The sequence below is a fragment of the Pseudomonas sp. NPDC088368 genome (genome assembly GCF_044753445.1).
Classification (GTDB): Bacteria; Pseudomonadota; Gammaproteobacteria; order Pseudomonadales; family Pseudomonadaceae; genus Aquipseudomonas; species Aquipseudomonas bambusae.
Genome location: NZ_JBIVNG010000006.1, coordinates 437,011 through 453,892, shown reverse-complemented (window position 1 = coordinate 453,892; position 16,882 = coordinate 437,011). Strand labels below are relative to the sequence as shown.

The 16,882-nt window shown below is 62.4% G+C and carries 16 protein-coding genes and 1 pseudogene; 4 read left to right on the top strand and 13 right to left on the bottom strand.

The window, feature by feature from the left end; all coding sequences use genetic code 11:
* Positions 1–173: 173 nt before the first annotated feature.
* The 5 genes from ycaC to ACIQAL_RS16090 all read right to left on the bottom strand — a co-directional run bounded on the left by ycaC (position 174) and on the right by ACIQAL_RS16090 (position 5,027).
* Positions 174–794 (bottom strand): isochorismate family cysteine hydrolase YcaC, encoded by a 621-nt coding sequence (gene ycaC, locus ACIQAL_RS16110; RefSeq protein ID WP_166598759.1) that lies wholly within the window; start codon positions 792–794, stop codon positions 174–176.
* A 126-nt stretch (positions 795–920) separates the two neighbouring features.
* The gene (locus tag ACIQAL_RS16105; RefSeq protein ID WP_401147161.1) at positions 921–2,759 is read right to left on the bottom strand and encodes an amidohydrolase; all 1,839 of its coding nucleotides are present in this window, start codon (positions 2,757–2,759) and stop codon (positions 921–923) included.
* Between the two features lie 133 nt (positions 2,760–2,892).
* Positions 2,893–3,525 carry an antibiotic biosynthesis monooxygenase gene (locus ACIQAL_RS16100; RefSeq protein WP_341957542.1) on the bottom strand — a complete coding sequence of 211 codons (633 nt, stop codon included), beginning with the start codon at positions 3,523–3,525 and terminating at the stop codon, positions 2,893–2,895.
* The gene (locus ACIQAL_RS16095; protein WP_401147060.1) at positions 3,518–3,934 is read right to left on the bottom strand and encodes a DoxX family protein; all 417 of its coding nucleotides are present in this window, start codon (positions 3,932–3,934) and stop codon (positions 3,518–3,520) included. Before ACIQAL_RS16095 ends, ACIQAL_RS16100 begins: the two co-directional genes overlap by 8 nt.
* Positions 3,935–4,283: 349 nt before the next feature.
* A complete protein-coding gene (locus tag ACIQAL_RS16090; RefSeq protein ID WP_401147057.1) occupies positions 4,284–5,027 on the bottom strand; it encodes a hypothetical protein in 744 nt (247 codons plus the stop codon).
* 192 nt (positions 5,028–5,219) lie between these two features.
* Between ACIQAL_RS16090 and ACIQAL_RS16085 the strand changes: the two genes are divergently transcribed.
* Positions 5,220–5,621: a hypothetical protein gene (locus ACIQAL_RS16085; RefSeq protein ID WP_401147055.1), complete on the top strand. Its 402-nt coding sequence runs from the start codon at positions 5,220–5,222 to the stop codon at positions 5,619–5,621.
* Between the two features lie 203 nt (positions 5,622–5,824).
* On the opposite strand, the gene ACIQAL_RS16080 is transcribed toward ACIQAL_RS16085, so the two are convergent.
* The 6 genes and pseudogenes from ACIQAL_RS16080 to ACIQAL_RS16055 all read right to left on the bottom strand — a co-directional run bounded on the left by ACIQAL_RS16080 (position 5,825) and on the right by ACIQAL_RS16055 (position 11,000).
* Entirely contained in the window at positions 5,825–6,676 is an 852-nt protein-coding gene (locus ACIQAL_RS16080; RefSeq protein ID WP_401147052.1) for an urea carboxylase-associated family protein, read from the bottom strand.
* Positions 6,677–6,706: 30 nt separating this feature from the next.
* Positions 6,707–7,381: a GntR family transcriptional regulator gene (locus tag ACIQAL_RS16075; protein ID WP_401147050.1), complete on the bottom strand. Its 675-nt coding sequence runs from the start codon at positions 7,379–7,381 to the stop codon at positions 6,707–6,709.
* 66 nt (positions 7,382–7,447) lie between these two features.
* Positions 7,448–8,298: pseudogene (locus tag ACIQAL_RS16070) on the bottom strand (sugar phosphate isomerase/epimerase family protein).
* Complete coding sequence (locus ACIQAL_RS16065; protein ID WP_401147047.1) at positions 8,291–9,535, bottom strand: NAD(P)/FAD-dependent oxidoreductase; 1,245 nt, start codon at positions 9,533–9,535, stop codon at positions 8,291–8,293. The pseudogene ACIQAL_RS16070 and the gene ACIQAL_RS16065 overlap by 8 nt, the downstream one beginning before the upstream one ends.
* Positions 9,532–9,864 (bottom strand): MocE family 2Fe-2S type ferredoxin, encoded by a 333-nt coding sequence (locus ACIQAL_RS16060; RefSeq protein WP_401147045.1) that lies wholly within the window; start codon positions 9,862–9,864, stop codon positions 9,532–9,534. Before ACIQAL_RS16060 ends, ACIQAL_RS16065 begins: the two co-directional genes overlap by 4 nt.
* A gap of 38 nt (positions 9,865–9,902) precedes the next feature.
* Positions 9,903–11,000, bottom strand: coding sequence for a fatty acid desaturase family protein (locus tag ACIQAL_RS16055; protein WP_401147042.1), 1,098 nt, complete (start codon positions 10,998–11,000; stop codon positions 9,903–9,905).
* A gap of 170 nt (positions 11,001–11,170) precedes the next feature.
* On the opposite strand from ACIQAL_RS16055, the gene ACIQAL_RS16050 reads away from it, so the two are divergent.
* On the top strand, positions 11,171–12,214 hold the full coding sequence (locus ACIQAL_RS16050) for a LacI family DNA-binding transcriptional regulator (protein ID WP_401147040.1): 1,044 nt from the start codon (positions 11,171–11,173) through the stop codon (positions 12,212–12,214).
* Between the two features lie 284 nt (positions 12,215–12,498).
* On the opposite strand, the gene ACIQAL_RS16045 is transcribed toward ACIQAL_RS16050, so the two are convergent.
* Positions 12,499–13,650 (bottom strand): phytanoyl-CoA dioxygenase family protein, encoded by a 1,152-nt coding sequence (locus ACIQAL_RS16045; protein WP_401147038.1) that lies wholly within the window; start codon positions 13,648–13,650, stop codon positions 12,499–12,501.
* Complete coding sequence (locus ACIQAL_RS16040; protein WP_401147036.1) at positions 13,647–14,504, bottom strand: SDR family oxidoreductase; 858 nt, start codon at positions 14,502–14,504, stop codon at positions 13,647–13,649. Before ACIQAL_RS16040 ends, ACIQAL_RS16045 begins: the two co-directional genes overlap by 4 nt.
* 165 nt (positions 14,505–14,669) lie before the next feature.
* On the opposite strand from ACIQAL_RS16040, the gene ACIQAL_RS16035 reads away from it, so the two are divergent.
* Together ACIQAL_RS16035 and iolG are read left to right on the top strand one after the other, a co-directional pair.
* Positions 14,670–15,695: a LacI family DNA-binding transcriptional regulator gene (locus tag ACIQAL_RS16035; protein ID WP_401147034.1), complete on the top strand. Its 1,026-nt coding sequence runs from the start codon at positions 14,670–14,672 to the stop codon at positions 15,693–15,695.
* Positions 15,696–15,741: 46 nt separating this feature from the next.
* Entirely contained in the window at positions 15,742–16,740 is a 999-nt protein-coding gene (iolG, locus tag ACIQAL_RS16030) for an inositol 2-dehydrogenase (protein WP_401147031.1), read from the top strand.
* The last annotated feature ends 142 nt before the right edge of the window (positions 16,741–16,882 follow it).

Genomic DNA, 16,882 nt, shown 5'->3' with positions numbered 1-16,882 from the left:
GACCGAAGCGGCAGTGAAATCAGACACCGCGATTGTGTCAGGTTGATGGAGGTGCCAGGGTTTGCTGCCGCTGCGCGGCAGATCGTAGGCAAGCCAACTCCCACCGGAGGGGTGGCGCTGCTACAGGCGGTGGCCCTCGTGAGGTCACCACCGCCAGCGACAGGGACCTCCGCTTACTTGTTGAACGTCGTGTAGCTGTTGATCAGGTTGCGGTAATTCGGAATGCGCTGGGACAGCAGGTTGGCCAGGCCTTCCATGTCGTTGCGCCAGTCGCGTTGCAGCTCGCAGGCCACGGCGAACCAGTTGACCAGTTGCGCACCGGCAGCGGACATACGCGCCCAGGCGGCTTGCTGAACCACTTCGTTAAACGTGCCGGAAGCGTCGGTCACCACGAACACGTCAAAACCTTCTTCCAGCGCGCACAGGGTCGGGAACGCCACGCAGACGTCGGTCACGACACCGGCGATGATCAGTTGCTTGCGGCCGGTCGCCTTGATCGCTTTGACGAAATCTTCGTTGTCCCAGGCGTTGATCTGACCAGGGCGTGCGATGTACGGCGCGTCCGGGAACATTTCCTTCAGCTCGGGCACCAACGGACCGTTCGGGCCGGATTCGAAGCTGGTGGTCAGGATGGTCGGCAGTTTGAAGAACTTGGCGCAGTCGGCCAGGGCCAGCACGTTGTTCTTGAACTCGTTCGGCGAGAAGTCCTGCACCAGCGAGATCAGGCCCGTTTGGTGATCGACCAGCAGGACCACGGCATCGTTGATGTCCAGACGTTTGTAGGGAGCGGTCATGATTGACTCCATTGAGTGAGTGACTGAGGTGTGGCGTTTCGTTTATTGGGGGTCAGCGAACGGCGCTGACCCCAGCCCTCGCCCATCCAGCACGGCGAGGGGTTTCAGGCTCTTTTCAATCGACGGTCAGAACGCAAAGCACGAACAGCCGAACGCGCCCCAGAAGCCCTGGAAGTCACTGACCGGGACTTTCGACATTCGCGCCTTGTCGTGGCTGTGGGCATGCACCCCGCACGGCCCGCTGCACTGGTGAACAGCAGCGGCCATCGGCGCGCCCTGACGCCAGTGGCCTGGCACCTTGGCCACGGGAGACCAGTCCGGCAGCACCGGCACGCTCGGCGGGGCCAGGTCGTCGAATTCTTCGGTGGCGTACACCACCTTGCCGTCGACGATGGTCAGCACCGATTCGATCCACTTGATCGACTCTTCCGGCACGCTGAAGAAGTTCTGCGACAAGGCCACCACGTCCGCGAGCTGGCCCACCTTGATCTGGCCCTTCTTGCCTTGCTCGGACGAGAACCAGGCGCTGCCACGGGTGAACAGCTCCAGCGCGGTCTCGCGGGACAGGCCTTCCGGGTACAGTTCCAGACCGCCAACGGTGCGCCCGCTGACCATCCAGTACAGCGAGGTCCAGGGGTTGTAGCTCGACACGCGGGTGGCGTCGGTGCCCGCCCCTACCGGCACGCCTTCGGCCAGCATGCGTTTGATCGGCGGCGTGGCCTCGGCGGCCTGCTTGCCGTAACGGTCGACGAAGTATTCACCCTGGAACGCCATGCGGTCCTGAATCGCGATGCCACCGCCCAGCGCCTTCACCCGCTCGATGTTCTGCGGCGTGATGGTTTCGCAGTGGTCGAAGAACCACGGAATGCCGTTGAACGGGATCTCGCGGTTGACCTTCTCGAACACGTCGAGCATCCGCGAGATCGATTCGTCATAGGTGGCGTGCAGGCGGAACGGCCAGCGGTGCTCGACCAGATGGCGCACCACTGGCTCAAGGTCTTGCTCCATGCCGGGCGGCAAATCCGGGCGTGGTTCGAGGAAGTCTTCGAAGTCGGCGGCGGAGAACGTCAGCATTTCCCCGGCGCCGTTGTGGCGCAGGAAGTCGTCACCCTGGTGCAGCGTGACGGTGCTGGTCCAGTGCTTGAAGTCGTTGAGCTCTTCTTTCGGCTTCTGGGTGAACAGGTTGTAGGCGATGCGCACGGTCAGCTGTTTCGCTTCTGCGAGCTGGGTGATGACGGCGTAATCGTCCGGGTAATTCTGGAAACCGCCCCCGGCGTCGATGGCGCTGGTCAGGCCCAGACGGTTCAGCTCGCGCATGAACTGACGGGTCGAGTTGACCTGGTATTCCAACGGCAGTTTCGGCCCTTTGGCGAGGGTGGAATACAGAATCATCGCGTTGGGCCTGGCCACCAGCATGCCGGTCGGGTCGCCCTTGCTGTCCCGCACGATTTCGCCGCCCGGCGGGTTCGGCGTGTCGCGGGTGTAACCGGCCACTCGCAGGGCGGCGCGGTTGAGCAGCGCGCGGTCGTAGAGGTGCAGGACAAACACCGGGGTGTCCGGCGCGGCCTGATTGAGTTCTTCCAGCGTCGGCATGCGTTTCTCGGCGAACTGGAATTCGTTCCAGCCGCCCACCACGCGCACCCATTGCGGGGTCGGCGTGCGGTCGGCCTGGTCCTTCAGCATGCGCAGCGCGTCGGCCAGCGAAGGCACGCCCTCCCAGCGCAGTTCGAGGTTGTAGTTCAGGCCGCCACGGATCAGGTGCAAGTGCGAGTCGTTGAGGCCCGGAATCACCGTGCGCTGGTGCATGTCGATGACCTGCGTTCCGCTGTTGCGCAGGGACATGATCTCGGCATCGGTGCCCACGGCGACGAATTTCCCGCCGCCAATGGCCACGGCGCTGGCCTTGGGTTTTTCCTGATCCACCGTGTGAAAGTTGCCGTTATAGAGAATCAGATCGACGTTCATCGCGCCTCCGGGGGCAGAAGAGTGGGATGCACCGACCGCAAGGCCAGTGACGGGAAATGAGGAGAAAACGGCCGCCGCCGCACTGAGCAGCGAGCCGGTGGCGACGAAGCGGCGGCGGTCGCTGTTGGTAGTTTCATCCTTCATGGTCGGCACCGGGCAGTGGCTCGGGTTTGGCGTTCAGCCATGGCGCGGCCAGCTTTGTCGCTTGAGGCATCAGCAGGTACACCACCAGCAACACGATGGTGATCGTCACCAGCGCCGTGCTGATCACGTAGTTGGCGAGCAACGGGAACGCGCGGAAGACCGGGCCCCACAGCAGCGGGATCAGCAGGGTCAGCGGGCAAATCACGCAGAAGGTCACCACTGCCTGTTTCCAGCGTGGCGGCGGTGGCAACTCGCTGGCCGGGACGAACCAGAATTCGCTGTGGCGATTGACCTCGGTGGTGTCGCCGTCGGCCAGCATGTGCGCCACCTCAGCGACCAGGTCGCGGCGCTGGGTGGAGCTGAGCCAGCTCTGCATGACCTCGGTGCAGGAGAAGCGCAGCACGCAGGTGAAGGTGTGCAAACCGTCGGACTTGCCGCGAACGACGTCCACCCCGAGGTGCCCCGGGTAGGTGCTGGCAATGGTGACCGTGCGGCGCAGCCAGGCTTCGTATTGCGTTTCCATCCCGTGCTTGACGCGGTGCTTGACCACCAGGGTGACAATTTCGTCGGGTGACAACGTCGACGGCGCGGGGATATCGGCGGACAGAACGGTTTCAGGCATAGCGAAGCGCTCCCGGCAGGCGAAGATTGAGCGCCAGACGACCGGGACCGGCAATCAATACGCTGGTGAAAATGATAATCAGCAGCCAGCCGAACTGGCCTTGCTCGACGCTCCAGTCGCTGTGCACCACGACCAGCGCCACCAGCAGCAGAAACAGAATCGGCAGGCAGGCCAGCCGGGTCAACACGCCGGCGAGGATCAGCAGCGGGCACAGCACTTCGGCGAAAATCGCCAGGCTCAGGGTCAAGACGCCGCCCAAGTGGAAAGGGTCTTCGATCAGCGTGAGTTGCGCCTTGTAATCCAGCAGCTTGGGCAGACCGTGGACAAACAATAAAAACAGCGCACCGCTGCCCCGCAGGAACAACAGCCCCAAGTCCAGCGCGCGGTCGTTGAAAGTCGAATAGCTCATCGCACACCAACGGATTCATGAATACCGCCATGTCCTCTATGAGGGATGGCAGGTCTTGAAGCCATAGTGTCGTGGGGGGATGTGCGGGTATTGAACGGACGTGCTGTGAATGGACGGTTTGTGCGTGGCCGAGGGGTGGGTGAATCCGGTGGGCCGCTTTCGCTGCCGTCGTAACCTCCGGCGTCTCCCACGGGATTTCGCGCCATCCTTGATCCCGGTGGGCACGATCAACAGTAGAGGCGTCGATCGCAGGTCTCGGACTCGCAACAAGTCCTGTGGGAGTCGCCGGAGGTTACGACGGCAGCGAAGGCGATCAATCAAGGAACGCTGAATCGCCTGACACGCTGCCTCAATTGGCTTCCTGAATCTGCCCCTTGCGCTCCATGATCATCCGCTCGCCGCTCTTTTGACGTTCCTGTTGCAGGGAATCACTGTTGCCGCTGGAGGACGGCGCCGACGACGAGCCACCCACGCCGTTGCCCGGTCTCAATGCCGGATTGGTCGTGCCCACGTTGCCGTTGTTGACGCCACCGTTGTTCACGCCAGTTTGCCCGGTCCCGTTATTGACGCCGTTGGTGGTCGAGGTCGAGGTCGAGGTGTTCGGCGCGGTGGTGTTATTGCTTGTGCTGCCGTTGGTGCCGGTGGCGTTGGTGTTGCTGCTGTTACTGCCATTGGTGTGGGCGGCGTCCGTTCCGTTTACGTTAGTGCCATTGGTACCGGTGGCATTGGTATTTCCGCTGGTGGTGCCGTTTGTTCCGGTGGCGTTGGTATTACCGCTGTTACTGCCGTTGGTGCCCGTCGCATTGGTGTTACTGCTGTTGGTGCCGTTTGTCCCGGTGGCGTTGGTATTCCCGCTGTTACTGCCATTGGTGCCTGCCGCTCCCGTTCCGGTCGCGCCACCGGTTGCGGCACCCGCAGCGCCACCTCCTGCGGCCCCGCCCCCTGCCGAACCGCCACCCGCGCCCCCACCGCCAATACCGGACGCCGCGAGCATGACCGGTGATGAAACGACGGACTGCGCCACCACACCGCCCGAGGCAACGGCGGCCGCGACAAACAACAAAGGCATCAAGGTCTTGCGCGAACTGATCATCGTCGTCTCTCCAGAATGACCGCGAGGGGTGTGAACGTTCGAGGACCGAGACACGCCAGCGTTCGTTTTTTCTGCACCAACGGCTGCGTAACGAGACGCCGATCACACAGCAAGACCGTCCGGCGACTCGATCACCAGGCCGTCCATCGAAGCCCTATAAATCCCCGATCCCCCTCGCTATGATCGGCACCCATGACCCCCACACTGCCGATTCGCTCACCCTGCCCGCCTGGCGCCTGCATCTGCGACCGCGAACGCCTGCTGGAGACAGCCGGGGCAGACCAACGCATCCTCCGCCTGACCAAGCCCGAGGAAAAGCGCCTGCTCGAACGGCTGGAAAACATCGCCAGCCTCACCGACCTGGAGCACATGCAGCAGCGCCTGTTCGAGCAACTCGGCATCCGCCTCGACGTCGCCCCCGGTTTCAACGAAGTGCGCAGCATGCGTGGCATCGTCATCGACATCGCCGAGCTCCCCGGCCTTTGCCGCAAGACCCGAGCCGCCATCCCCGCCGCCATCCGCCGCGGCCTGGAAAAACGCCCTGAAATCGCCTGGAGCCTGCTCAACGCCCACGACTTGTTGCGGGATGCTTGAGGTCATCCCGTTCGATCCGCCCCGGCGGCCTGTAAAATTTTCTGAGGCTATTGGGCGTTTTGTAAAAAAATGGGCGGATGAAAAATAATCTGCGGGCACGACAAAGTGATGTCGCTGGCCCCGCTTTTCACGGACTTGAATTCATCGAACAGCAGGCTCAGCGTCTGCTGTCCGAAGACCCCATCCAGAGCACTCAGCCGTAGCTATTTTTCCCACGCTGCCTTGGCAATCGCCAACCCGTGCAACCCGTTGTACTCGGCGCGTTTGGGTTGTTCCCAACCGTGCAGCAGCTCGGGCGTCAGGTCGTAGATCTCCACGCCCAACGGACGGCAGACGCTGAGCGGGTCTTGAGCGTCTGGCCCCCACATCGGCAAGGACAGGTCGCCGCCGGGGCAGGTGGACAAGGCGCAGAGCAGGTCGATTTCGGCGAAGAATTCCAGGTAGTCCCCCTTCTGCGCCGGGCAGGCTTTCATGAAGTACATGTCGTCGTGGTTCAGGCCCGTGCATTGGAAGATGTTCAGCACATCGTGGACGTCGAATTCGGTCAGGCCGTGAGGCAGCACGGCGCGGGTCAGGTTGGAATGGCAGTGGTGGTGAAAATCTTCGCCGGTGAGCATCTTGTTGACGTAGGGGTCGCAGCGGGTGCCGAGCAAATCGTGCAGGCGGCCGCCGTGTTCGTCGATGCCGTAAGCCGCCAGGCTGTCGTCAGTGATGGTCACCAGCGGGCGCAGGAATGGCAGGTTCGACCACAGGCGATCATGGGTGGTGACGTGGGCGCCTTGCAGTTGGCGGGTGCGGGCGGCCCAGAGGCGTTCGCGGGGGTCGTTGGCGTTCCACACGTTGAAATCGCCCACCTGCGGGCCGACCGGTGCGGTGACGCGGAACACCTGCCCCGCTTTCACTTTCCACGCCCGCCCGGTGCGGATGGGCACCTCAAACTGCTCGACCAGGGTGCGCTGGTCCTGCGCTTGTGGAATGCGCTCGTAAAACGCCGTGTCGACCTGCAAGGCCGAGCCTTTGCTGACCTGATACGCGGCTGGGTAGTCTTTATACATGAGGCTCTCCTGGTTTAAAGGTGGCTTGATTCAAGGGTGTGCAGCGCTGGCCAGCAGCGTCAGCGCCTGGTGTTCGGAATCGTTGAGGTAGCTGTCCATCGCCTCGTTGGCTTCAAGGCGTCGGTCGTCGAGCAGCAGCTGATAGAGGTGGCGGTCGCGCGCCAGCCAAGGCGCCTGAAAGCTCGCTTCGTCGAGCGCGGCGGAAAACACCAGGCGCATCTGGGCGACGATGTTGGTGAAGAATTCGTTGAACGACGGGCTGCCCAGCAGGCAGACGACCTGCTGATGAAAACGCAGGCTGTGGGTGCCGAACGCCCGCCAGTCTTCGCGCCCGCAGGCCAGCTCGGCGGCGTCGATGGCGTTGGCCATGTGATCGGCCTGGGGATGGGCCAGCGGGCGGCCGGCCAGAATGGCGCGGGATTCCAGGGTGCGGCGCACGCTGAAGAGGTCGCGCACGTCGTCCACGGTCAGGCGACGGACGATCACGCCCTTGTGCCGTATGTAGGTGGTCAACCCTTCCCGCCCCAGCAGGTGCAAGGCTTCGCGCACGGTATTGCGCGAGGCGCTGTAATGGCGGACCAGTTCGGTCTCCACCAGCGGCATGCCGGACAGCAAACGACCGTTGATGATGTCCTCACGCAGTTCGTGCGCGACCTGATCGGCGAGGGACAACCCGTTTTCTTTGGCGATGGACACAGCGTGCATTCCTGAGCGAGCGGGATTGTTCAACAACCCGGTATCGATCAGGACAGCACAGGGCGTGCCAGAACGTCAGATTGGTGTGCAATCCTGCCAGAGGCGCCGAGCCAGATCCTTCATCTGCAACGACTCTTGCCACCGGTCCGTGATATCCCGTCCAACCGGTCGGTGATCCCATAGGGCGGCGGGCCCAGTTCGCAGGTAAACGACAGGCTTCCCTGCGCTCCCGGCCGTGCAAGCCACGCTTGAATCCCGAACCGCCACCATTCGCTGAACAGCGCCACCCAAGCCCGGTGCTGGGGAAAACTGATCGGCACCTGCACCTGCTCACAACTGGCGACCCGGTCATGAAAGCCCCAGCTGCGCCGCAGGATGGCCTCGATCTGACGCTGATCCTCGTCACTCGGTGGCAGCGGAATCTCGCGCCCCACCACGTAATGGGACAAGTCGGCCAACAGCTTCATCTCCGGCAATTCCCGAAGCAGGTCGAGGGTGAAATGCAGGTCGTTGGTCACGCGGTAGCGGTGGGTTTCGATCAGCACGGGAAAATCCACCTGTTCCGCCAGACGCTGCCAGCCTTCGATCAGCGTGACCGCCTCCTTCAGCGTGCGCGGGCGAACGTCGGCCTGAATCGTCAGGTGATGACAACCGTACTGGCTGGCGATGTCCAACGCAGGCTGCAACCCGTCGACGGTTTGCGGAAACAACTGGCCCTCGATCTGCAGCCCGAGGCTACGCGCCAACGTTGCCAGTTCCCGCGCCGCCCCCGGTTCGTAGAAGTGATCGGTGATGCCGTCGAAACCTGCTTCGGCGATCTTCGTCAGTTGCTGCTCAAGGGGCGACGGCAGCACGCCCTGTTCGTTCTGCATGGCCCACATTGACTGGAAGACCACGAACTCACGCGTCAATGACAGCTCAGGCATGGGCACCCCGCAGCAATCCTTTCAGTGACACCCCGGCATCCGCCAGTGCGTCGACGGGTAACACGGCGCCGCTTTCGATCAGCCGCTCACACAGTTTGATGTCCTTGGCGATGCTGTTGCCGAGCCCCCAACCACTGGCGCCCGTCAGCCTGGATTGGGAATCCAGATACAGCAGCAAAAACCCGCCATCGCCCCCCTCTCGTTCGACGATCCGTGCGTCTGAGGCCAGCACGCCCACGGTCTGCAAGCCAAACGCATAGTGATCGGACCAGAACCCCGGCACGCCAGTGAACGGATGCTCCTGACCCAGCATGTTCAACGCGGCGATGCGGCCTTGGGCCTCGGCATTGCGCCAGGTTTCCTGACGCTGAAACCCGCCGTCGATGCCGGGAAACTCACAGGCATCCCCCGCCGCGTACACATCCGGGGCGCTGGTGCGCAGATAGCGATCTACCCGAATGCCGCTTCCTGTTTCCAGACCGGACTGACGCGCCAGTTCAAGATTGGGTTGCAGTCCTATGCCCACCAACAATCGGTCGCACGGGACACGCGTCCCATCGGCGAGGTGCACCGCTTCCACGTGGTGTTCTCCGATGAAGCGTGCGATCCGCGCGCCGAGGTGCACGGTCACGCCCTTGTGTCGGTGCAACGCCAACAACGCGTCGGAGGTCCGTTCCGGCAGTGCGCGAGCCGCCAGTCGTGTCCCGGCCTCCAGCACCGTCACGTCACAGCCGCGCTCGCGAGCGCTGGCCGCCACTTCAAGGCCGATGAACCCGCCGCCCACCACGACCAGCCGGGTGCCGGGCGCGAGGCGTTTTTCCAGTTCGACCGCTTCGTCGTACGTGCGCAGGTAATGCAGGTTATCGAACGCGCGACCGCCCAGGTCGAGGCTGCGGGACGTGCCGCCGATGGCCAGCAGCAGCTTGCTGTAACCCACCGACACCCCACTGGCCAACACCACCTCATGCCGAGCCGGGTCGATGTGCGTCGCTTTCACCCCACTCAGATGCTCGATCCCCGACGCGATGAAACTCGCCTCACTGAACAGGCTGCACGCGGCCAGGTCCGACTCACCCTTGAGCAGCGCTTTCGACAGCGGCGGACGCTCGTAGGGCAAATGCGGCTCATCGCCGATCAGCACGATACGCCCCGTAAATCCCGCTTCCCGAAGGGTCAGCGCCGCCCGCCCACCCGCGTGACCGGCGCCGACGATCACCAGCGTCTCGGACGCCTTCATGCTTCGCCCTGCTCCAAGAGGTCGAGCAAGACTTTCCCGGCTTCGACCTTGACCGGGTAGGTTTTGAGATTGACGCAGGCCGGGGCGTTCAGTGCCTTGCCGTTGCGGTAATCGAAACGCCCGTTGTGCTTGGGGCATTCGATGATGAAGTCCATGACCAGACCGTCGGCCAGGTGAATCTTCTCGTGGGTGCACAGCCCGTCGGTGGCGAAGTATTGGCTGTTGTGGGAGCGGTACACCGCGTAGGTTTTCTGCTGATGATCGAAACGGATCACGTCCTCTTCATCGATGTCATCGACGTGACAAACCTCTACCCATTGATTGCTCATGGCAGTCCTCTCTTGTTCTTGTGAAAAGGGGGTGATGGTCAGCTGAACGCCGATTCCGGGTTTTGCGACGTCGTTGCCGTCTCGGGCGCAGGCTCGCGAACCGGGCGTCTTATATAAAAGGAAGGGTCTTTGCGCTGTTTCAGCAACGTCGGAATGATTTCCCGGTACGCCTCGAACAGGCTGTTATACGGCGGCGGGCAATCGTCTTTTATTTCTTCATGAAGTTGCGCCAGGGCGTGATAAGGTACCATCGGAAACATGTGGTGTTCCAGGTGGTAATTCATGTCCGAATAAAAGAACCGGAACACAGGGTTCATATAAATGGTGCGGCAATTCTTGCGGTGGTCGAGTTCATCTTCCGCCAGGCCCACGTGCTGGGTCAGGCCGAACACATAACTCAGCCAGCCGCCGTACATCGTTGGCAACAGCACAAACATCAGCGGCAGCCAGGAGTTGAGGTACAGCGCCGAGGCGATGACGATCCCGTGCAACACCAGCCAGACGCGCGCCGTGCGGTAGACCTTGGGAAATTCGGACTCGGGCACGAACACTTTTTCTTCCGCGCTCATCTGCCCGCTCGCATGGAGGAACAGCGACTTGAACGCGCTGTAGACGTGGGGCAGCGAGAGCAGCTTGAGCACGATCATGTTCAGGCGCGGCGGACGGGGCTCGACGATCTCGGGGTCGCGACCGACGATGATGGTGTCGGTGTGGTGGCGGGCGTGGCTCCAGCGCCAGACTTGTGGCTCGTACATGACCATGAAGCAGGCGATCTGATAGACCACGTCGTTCATCCAGCGGGTCTTGAACGCTGTGCCATGGCCAGCCTCATGCCAGCGGGAGTTAGCAGCGGTGCCGTAGAGCAGCCCGTAGACCAGGAAGAACGGCACGCAGGCCGCGCTGCCCCAGAACACATACCCGCCCCAGCCGCTGAGGACCAGCGCCCCGAGCCAGATCGCCGTGTCGCGGAGGGCGCGATGATCATGGCGCTGCATCAGTTCTTTCATGCGTTTGCGCGGCACCGGGCATTGGTACCAGACGGCCGAAACCAGACCGGCTTCTTCCGCCCGCCGCGCCTGTTCGCCGGTGATGCTGTAATCCTTCCCGCGTTCAGGATCGAAGGGAATCTGCGACATTGTTATTGTTCTCCGAAGTGTGAAATAGCGTGCCGTTCAGTGACGTGGCTGATTCAAACTATAGAGATCCAAAAGGCCGCGACAAGCGCTTGAAAGTATTCTCTCTCAAGCTATCATCCAGCCCTGTTAGCGCTTGATAGTTTTCTATCAAGCCTTCTTTTCGAGGCTGTATGAATAATAAAAAACGCCCGACCATTGCCACTGTTGCCCACTACGCCAACTTGAGTGTCGCGACGGTTGACCGCGTGTTGAATGCCCGCGCACCGGTGAACCCGGAGACCGCGCAAAAGGTCCAGGAGGCCGCCGAAGCCGTGGGCTATTTTGCAGCGCGATTGATCGGCCAGCGGATCAACGAAAAGAAGCCGGCGTATCACTTCGGCATTCTGCTGCTGGGCACCTCGCAGACTTTCTACAAGACCTTGAGCGATGCCATCGTCGAACAGGCGCGGGACTCTCAAGTCGCCAATATCGTTTGCCACATCGAGCTGATCCATGACCGCGCGCCGTTATCCATCGTCGGGCAGATTCATCGATTGGCGGCGCTGTGTGACTGCCTGGCGTTGGTCAGTTTCGACCACCCATTGATCATCGACGCCATCGAACAGGTCCGTCAGCAAGGCGTGCACGTGGTGTCGCTGCTCACCGATCTGCCGACGATCACACCCGGCGCCTACGTCGGCACCGACAACCTTGAAGTTGGCCGCACCGCGGGCTGGTTGATCGCCCATGGTTCACCGAAAGAAGGCGGTTCGGTGGCGGTGATGGTCGGCGGGCACCGGTTTCTCGGGCATGAACAGCGGGAAGCCGGGGTGCGCAGTTTCTTCGAAGAAAAAGCCCCGCAGTTTCGCGTGTTGCCGTCGATCATCACCCTCGACAACGGCGCGATCACGGAAGAGGCCACGCTGGAACTGTTGGCGCGCCATCCGGATTTGCGAGGGCTGTACGTGGCGGGCGGTGGCGTTGAGGGCGTGATCAGTGCCTTGGCGGCGACGCCTGATCGGCCCGAGCTGTGCGTGATTCTGCAAGAACCCACGGTCGAATCGCGCCCGGCGATGCGCAAGGGGCTGGTGACGCTGGTGATCGATTCCCAACCCAGGCTCATCGCCCAAGCGCTGATCGAGGTGATGGTGCAATTACCCAAGGCCGACACCATCGACCCGCAACGCCATCGGGTGCTGGTGCCGTTGCAGATCGTGACGCCGGAGAATATTTAGTGGGTGACAGGACGCGGTGGGTCAGATACGACCGGCGCGTCTGATTTTGCGACTGATTCGCAGCCGATCGTAGGCAAGCCAACTCCTACGGCCTACGGCCAGAATCAAACGCGTTAAACCCACCGCGTATCCGCTTCTGCCGCAGGCGTGGGAGTGCCGGGGTGGCGTTCCACCTTGCCTGCGATCTGCCAGGCACTGGCAGCAAAACCGGTAAACGCGACATACCTGAATCGTCCCCGGTTTCAAGGACGATCTTCAGCCAGAATCAATCGGGAAATGGCACATCACGCCAACCGCTTCTCCCGCATCACCCCCACCGCCTCCACAAACCGCGCCACCTCCCACCGCTCCCGCAACGCCAGTTCCAGCAACTGCTGCCCGGTCTGCGGCGCCATGCCATCCAGCGGTGGGTCGGTGTCGAGGTTGGTGGGGAAGGAATACCCGTCCGCGCTCATCGCGATCACCGCCTGCATGCCCGCCTCGTCCAGTTCCCCCTGCTCCACCCGCTTCAACAGCGACGGGTACAGCGCCAGGATCATCTTGTCGCGGTTGACGGTTTCCATCGGTTTGCCAAACGCCGACGAAATTTGCAGCAGGTTCGCCATGCGGTACTGGTCCGTCGTGCGGTTGGTCCCCGCCGAGTGGAACAGCGCCGGGTTGAAGAACAGCAGGTCGCCCTTGTTCAACGGCAACTGAATGGCGTGTTGCGCGAAGTAATCGATGAAGCCCTGATCGCGCCACGCCAGGTAACCCAATTCGTACTGCTGCGAGAACGGCAGCAACAGCGTCGGCCCGGATTCCAGGGGCATGTCGGTGTGGGCCACTGCCCCTTGCAGCGTGAGGTTCTGCGACAACCGGTGCAGCGGCAGCGGGAAGCGCGACACCACCTCGTCACTCTGGAAACCCAGGTGGTAATCGCGATGGGGCTGTTGCGCCTGACCGCCGGGCGTCACCACATTGACCTGCGCCGTCGCCTGAAAATACGGCCCCAGCCACGCCTCCGATATCAGCCCCAGCAGCGGGTTGGCGTAATAGTCGATGAACGAATCCGCCGAATGCTCGGCGGCCTTTTGCAGGGAATTCCAGATCCGCTGATTGGCCCCGGCTTTGGCGAAGTGGTCGGCGCGCACCACGCTGGCGGACTCGTCAGCGATGATCTGCCGAAACACTTCGCTGTGCCGATCAATGACCGCCATGTCCGTGTAAGCACCCCGCACCACCATCACCCCCGGCCCGTCGCGAAACAGATGATGCAACTCACTCATCAAGGCCCGACGGTCCCGCTGCTCGGCGTCGCGCAGGGTGTCGGCCCGGTAGATCACCACTCGGCTCACGACCTCTTGGGCATGGGGGTAATCGGCGACACGCACCGACTGCTCGCACAGCACGGCAAACGCGCGAACGTCGATGTCCGTTGGCTGGGCGAAGAGGTTCATTGCCCGGCTCCGCTGACCCCGTCCAGGGTCAGTGGCGCATCGGGGCGCGGGGTCGAGCCGTCGCCACAGCCGATGATGCCCTGCTCCATGTCAATCACCGAGCCGGTGGTCATGCCGGACTGATCGGAAAGTAGGTACGCCACGCTGTTCGCCACCTCCTGCGGTTTCAGCAACCGGCCAAACGGCGACTGCGCTTCAGCGCGCTCCAGCCAGCCGTCTTCAGCGCCGTGGTACTGCCGCTGAATCTGGTCTTCGTGAGGGGTGTCCATCCAGCCGATGTTCAGGCCGTTGACCCGAATGCGGTTGCGCAAGGTGCTGAACGCGACGTTCTTGGTGAGGATCGCCAAGGCGCCTTTGGACGCGGCATACGCGGTGAGGAACGACTGCCCGCCGTGGCCGGAGACGCTGAGAATGCTGACAATCGAGCCTTCAACCTGATTGGCGATCATCAGCTTGATGCATTCCTGCATGAGAAAAAACGGCGCCTTGACGTTGACCGCGAAGATGCGGTCGAACAGCTCGGGCGAGGTGTCGATGATGCTGCCCCGGTCCGACATGCCCGCGCAATTGACCAGCCCGTGCACGGTGCCGAAGTGTTCTTTGGCGGCGGCCACCACCCGACGGCAATCCTCGACGTTCTCCATGTCGGCTTCGACGAAGAACGCCTGGCAATCCAGCTCAGCCAATTGACGAACCTGCTGCTCGCCTTTGTCCCGGCTGCGCCCACAGATGATCAGGCCGGCGGCGCCCCGGTCCGCCAGGGTGCGGGCCACGGCGGCGCCTAGCCCTTGCGTGCTGCCGGTGACGACGAAATAGCGGCCCGTGAACGATGTGGACAGATCCAATGCTGACATGCGCTTCTCTCCTGCATTTGTTGTTTTTGGCTGCGGATGAATCGTTGCCATAATAGAATTTAAATTCCATCTGTACAACGAATGGAACTGAGACTAGCATTGCGTTCACCTCACACAGGCCCGAATCGACCTCAACAAGACCTCAGCAGAGGCTCAGGAGATTCCATGCTCGACCGCGCCAGACGTTTCTCCATCAAGCAGATCGCCGCTCAGGCGGGGGTCAGCAAAGCCACGGTCGACCGCGTGTTGCATGAGCGCGGCAGCGTGCATTACCAGACCAATCGCCGCATCCAGCAGGCCCTCGAAGAACTCGAAGCCCAGGAAAAGTCAGGCCCCGCCGTTGGCCGCACCTTTCACATCGACATTATCTTGCACACCCCCAAGCGCTTCAGCGACGCGGTGCAAGAGGCCATTCATGCGCAATTGGGCAGCCTCGCGCCCTTTCGCATCTTTCCCCGTTTTCACCTGTACCAAGAGATCGACACGGCGTTGATGACCGACGTGATCCTGCGCTGCATCAGCAAAGGCAGTCAGGGCGTGATTCTCAAGGCCGCCGACGAACCCCAGATCAACGACGCCGTGAACCAGGTGACGGCGGCTGGCATTCCCGTGGTGACGCTGGTGTCCGACCTGCCGCAAAGCGAGCGCATCGGCTACATCGGCATGGACAACCGCACCGCCGGGCAAACCGCGGCGTACCTGATGTCGCGCTGGCTGGACGATGCGGCGCAGGACGTCGCGGTGGTCATCAGCAGCGAGCTGTTCCGAGGAGAAGAAGAGCGTGAGATGGGCTTCCGCACCTGGCTGCGCAGCCGCGCGCCGCACTTGCGGGTGGTCGACATCACCGGCGGTTTCGGGGTCTATGAACCCACGCTGGCGCGGGTCAGCCAGGCGTTGCAGGCGAACCCGTCGATCAAGGCCGTGTACAGCGTCGGCGGCGGGAACCGCGCCATTGTCGATGCGTTCGCCGAGCAGAACCGGCCCTTGACCGTGTTCATCGGCCACGACCTCGATCAGGAAAACCGACAGTTGCTCGCCGAAGAAAAAATCGCAGCGATCATCGACCACAACCTGCAAATCGACGCCCGCCACGCGTTCCAGCACATCCTGCAATTTCACCGGTTGTGGAAGGTCGACCCGATCCCCGCCTCGCCGGTGCAGATCGTCACGCCGTTCAACCTGACCCACTGAATTCACCCGATCGTCCCGACAACAACAATCCAAGGAGATCCACCCCATGCTACGCATCGCAGTCCTCGGCGCAGGCCGCATCGCCAACATCCACGCCGCCAATGTCGCGGCCAACCCCGATGTGCAACTGTCGGTGATCGCCGACCCCTGGCGCGAAGGCGTCGACAAGCTGGCGGCCAAACTGGGCTGCGCGGCGGCCTACGATTGCGCCGAGGCCATCGAGCGGGACGACGTCGATGCCGTGGTGATCGGCACCCACACTGACACCCACATTGACTACATGCTGCGGGCGGTGAAAGCAGGCAAACCGGTACTGTGCGAGAAGCCCATCGACCTGGACTACGCCAAGGCCGCCAAAGCCGTGGAAGACGTCGAGCGCCAGAACGGCAAGGTCATGCTCGGCTTCAACCGCCGCTTCGACCCCGACACCCTGCAGATGCGCAAAGCCATTGCCCAGGGCGACATCGGTGAGGTGCGTCAGGTGGTGATCACCAGCCGCGACCCAGGCCTGGCGTCGCTGGACAATCTCAAGCACTCCGGCGGCATTTTCCGCGACATGACCATCCACGACTTCGACACTGCGCGCACGTTGCTCGGTGAAGAACCGGTCGAGGTGTTTGCCATCGCCAGCCGCCTGGTCGAACCCGCCCTCGCCCAACTGGACGACTACGACAGCGTGATGGTCCTGCTGCGCACCGCGTCCGGCAAACAATGCCACATCAACTGCTGCCGCGAAGCGGTCTACGGGTACGATCAACGGCTGGAAGTGTTTGGCTCGAAAGGCATGGTCCTCAACGACAACCACCGCCCCACCACCGTGCGCACCTACAGCGCCAGCCAGACCGAAGTACGCGAACCGCTGGAAAACTTCTTCCTCGAACGCTACGCCGATTCCTACCGCATCGAACTGAACCAGTTCATCGCTGCCGTCCGCGCCAACGAACCGCTGCCGACCAACGCAAGGGACGGGTTGAAGGCACTGCATTTGGCGAACTGCGCGCTGGAATCGATCAAGACCGGGCGGGCAGTAAAGGTCGAGGGTTGATACCGAGCCCCTGTGGCGGTCAATTCATGCGCGACAGGCCAGTGCAGGCGACACATCTTCATCACCTGAACGATCTTCGCGAATAAATTCGCTCCCACAGAGGGTTCATCGGCGTCACGAAACGAGCGCCAGACGCGGAATC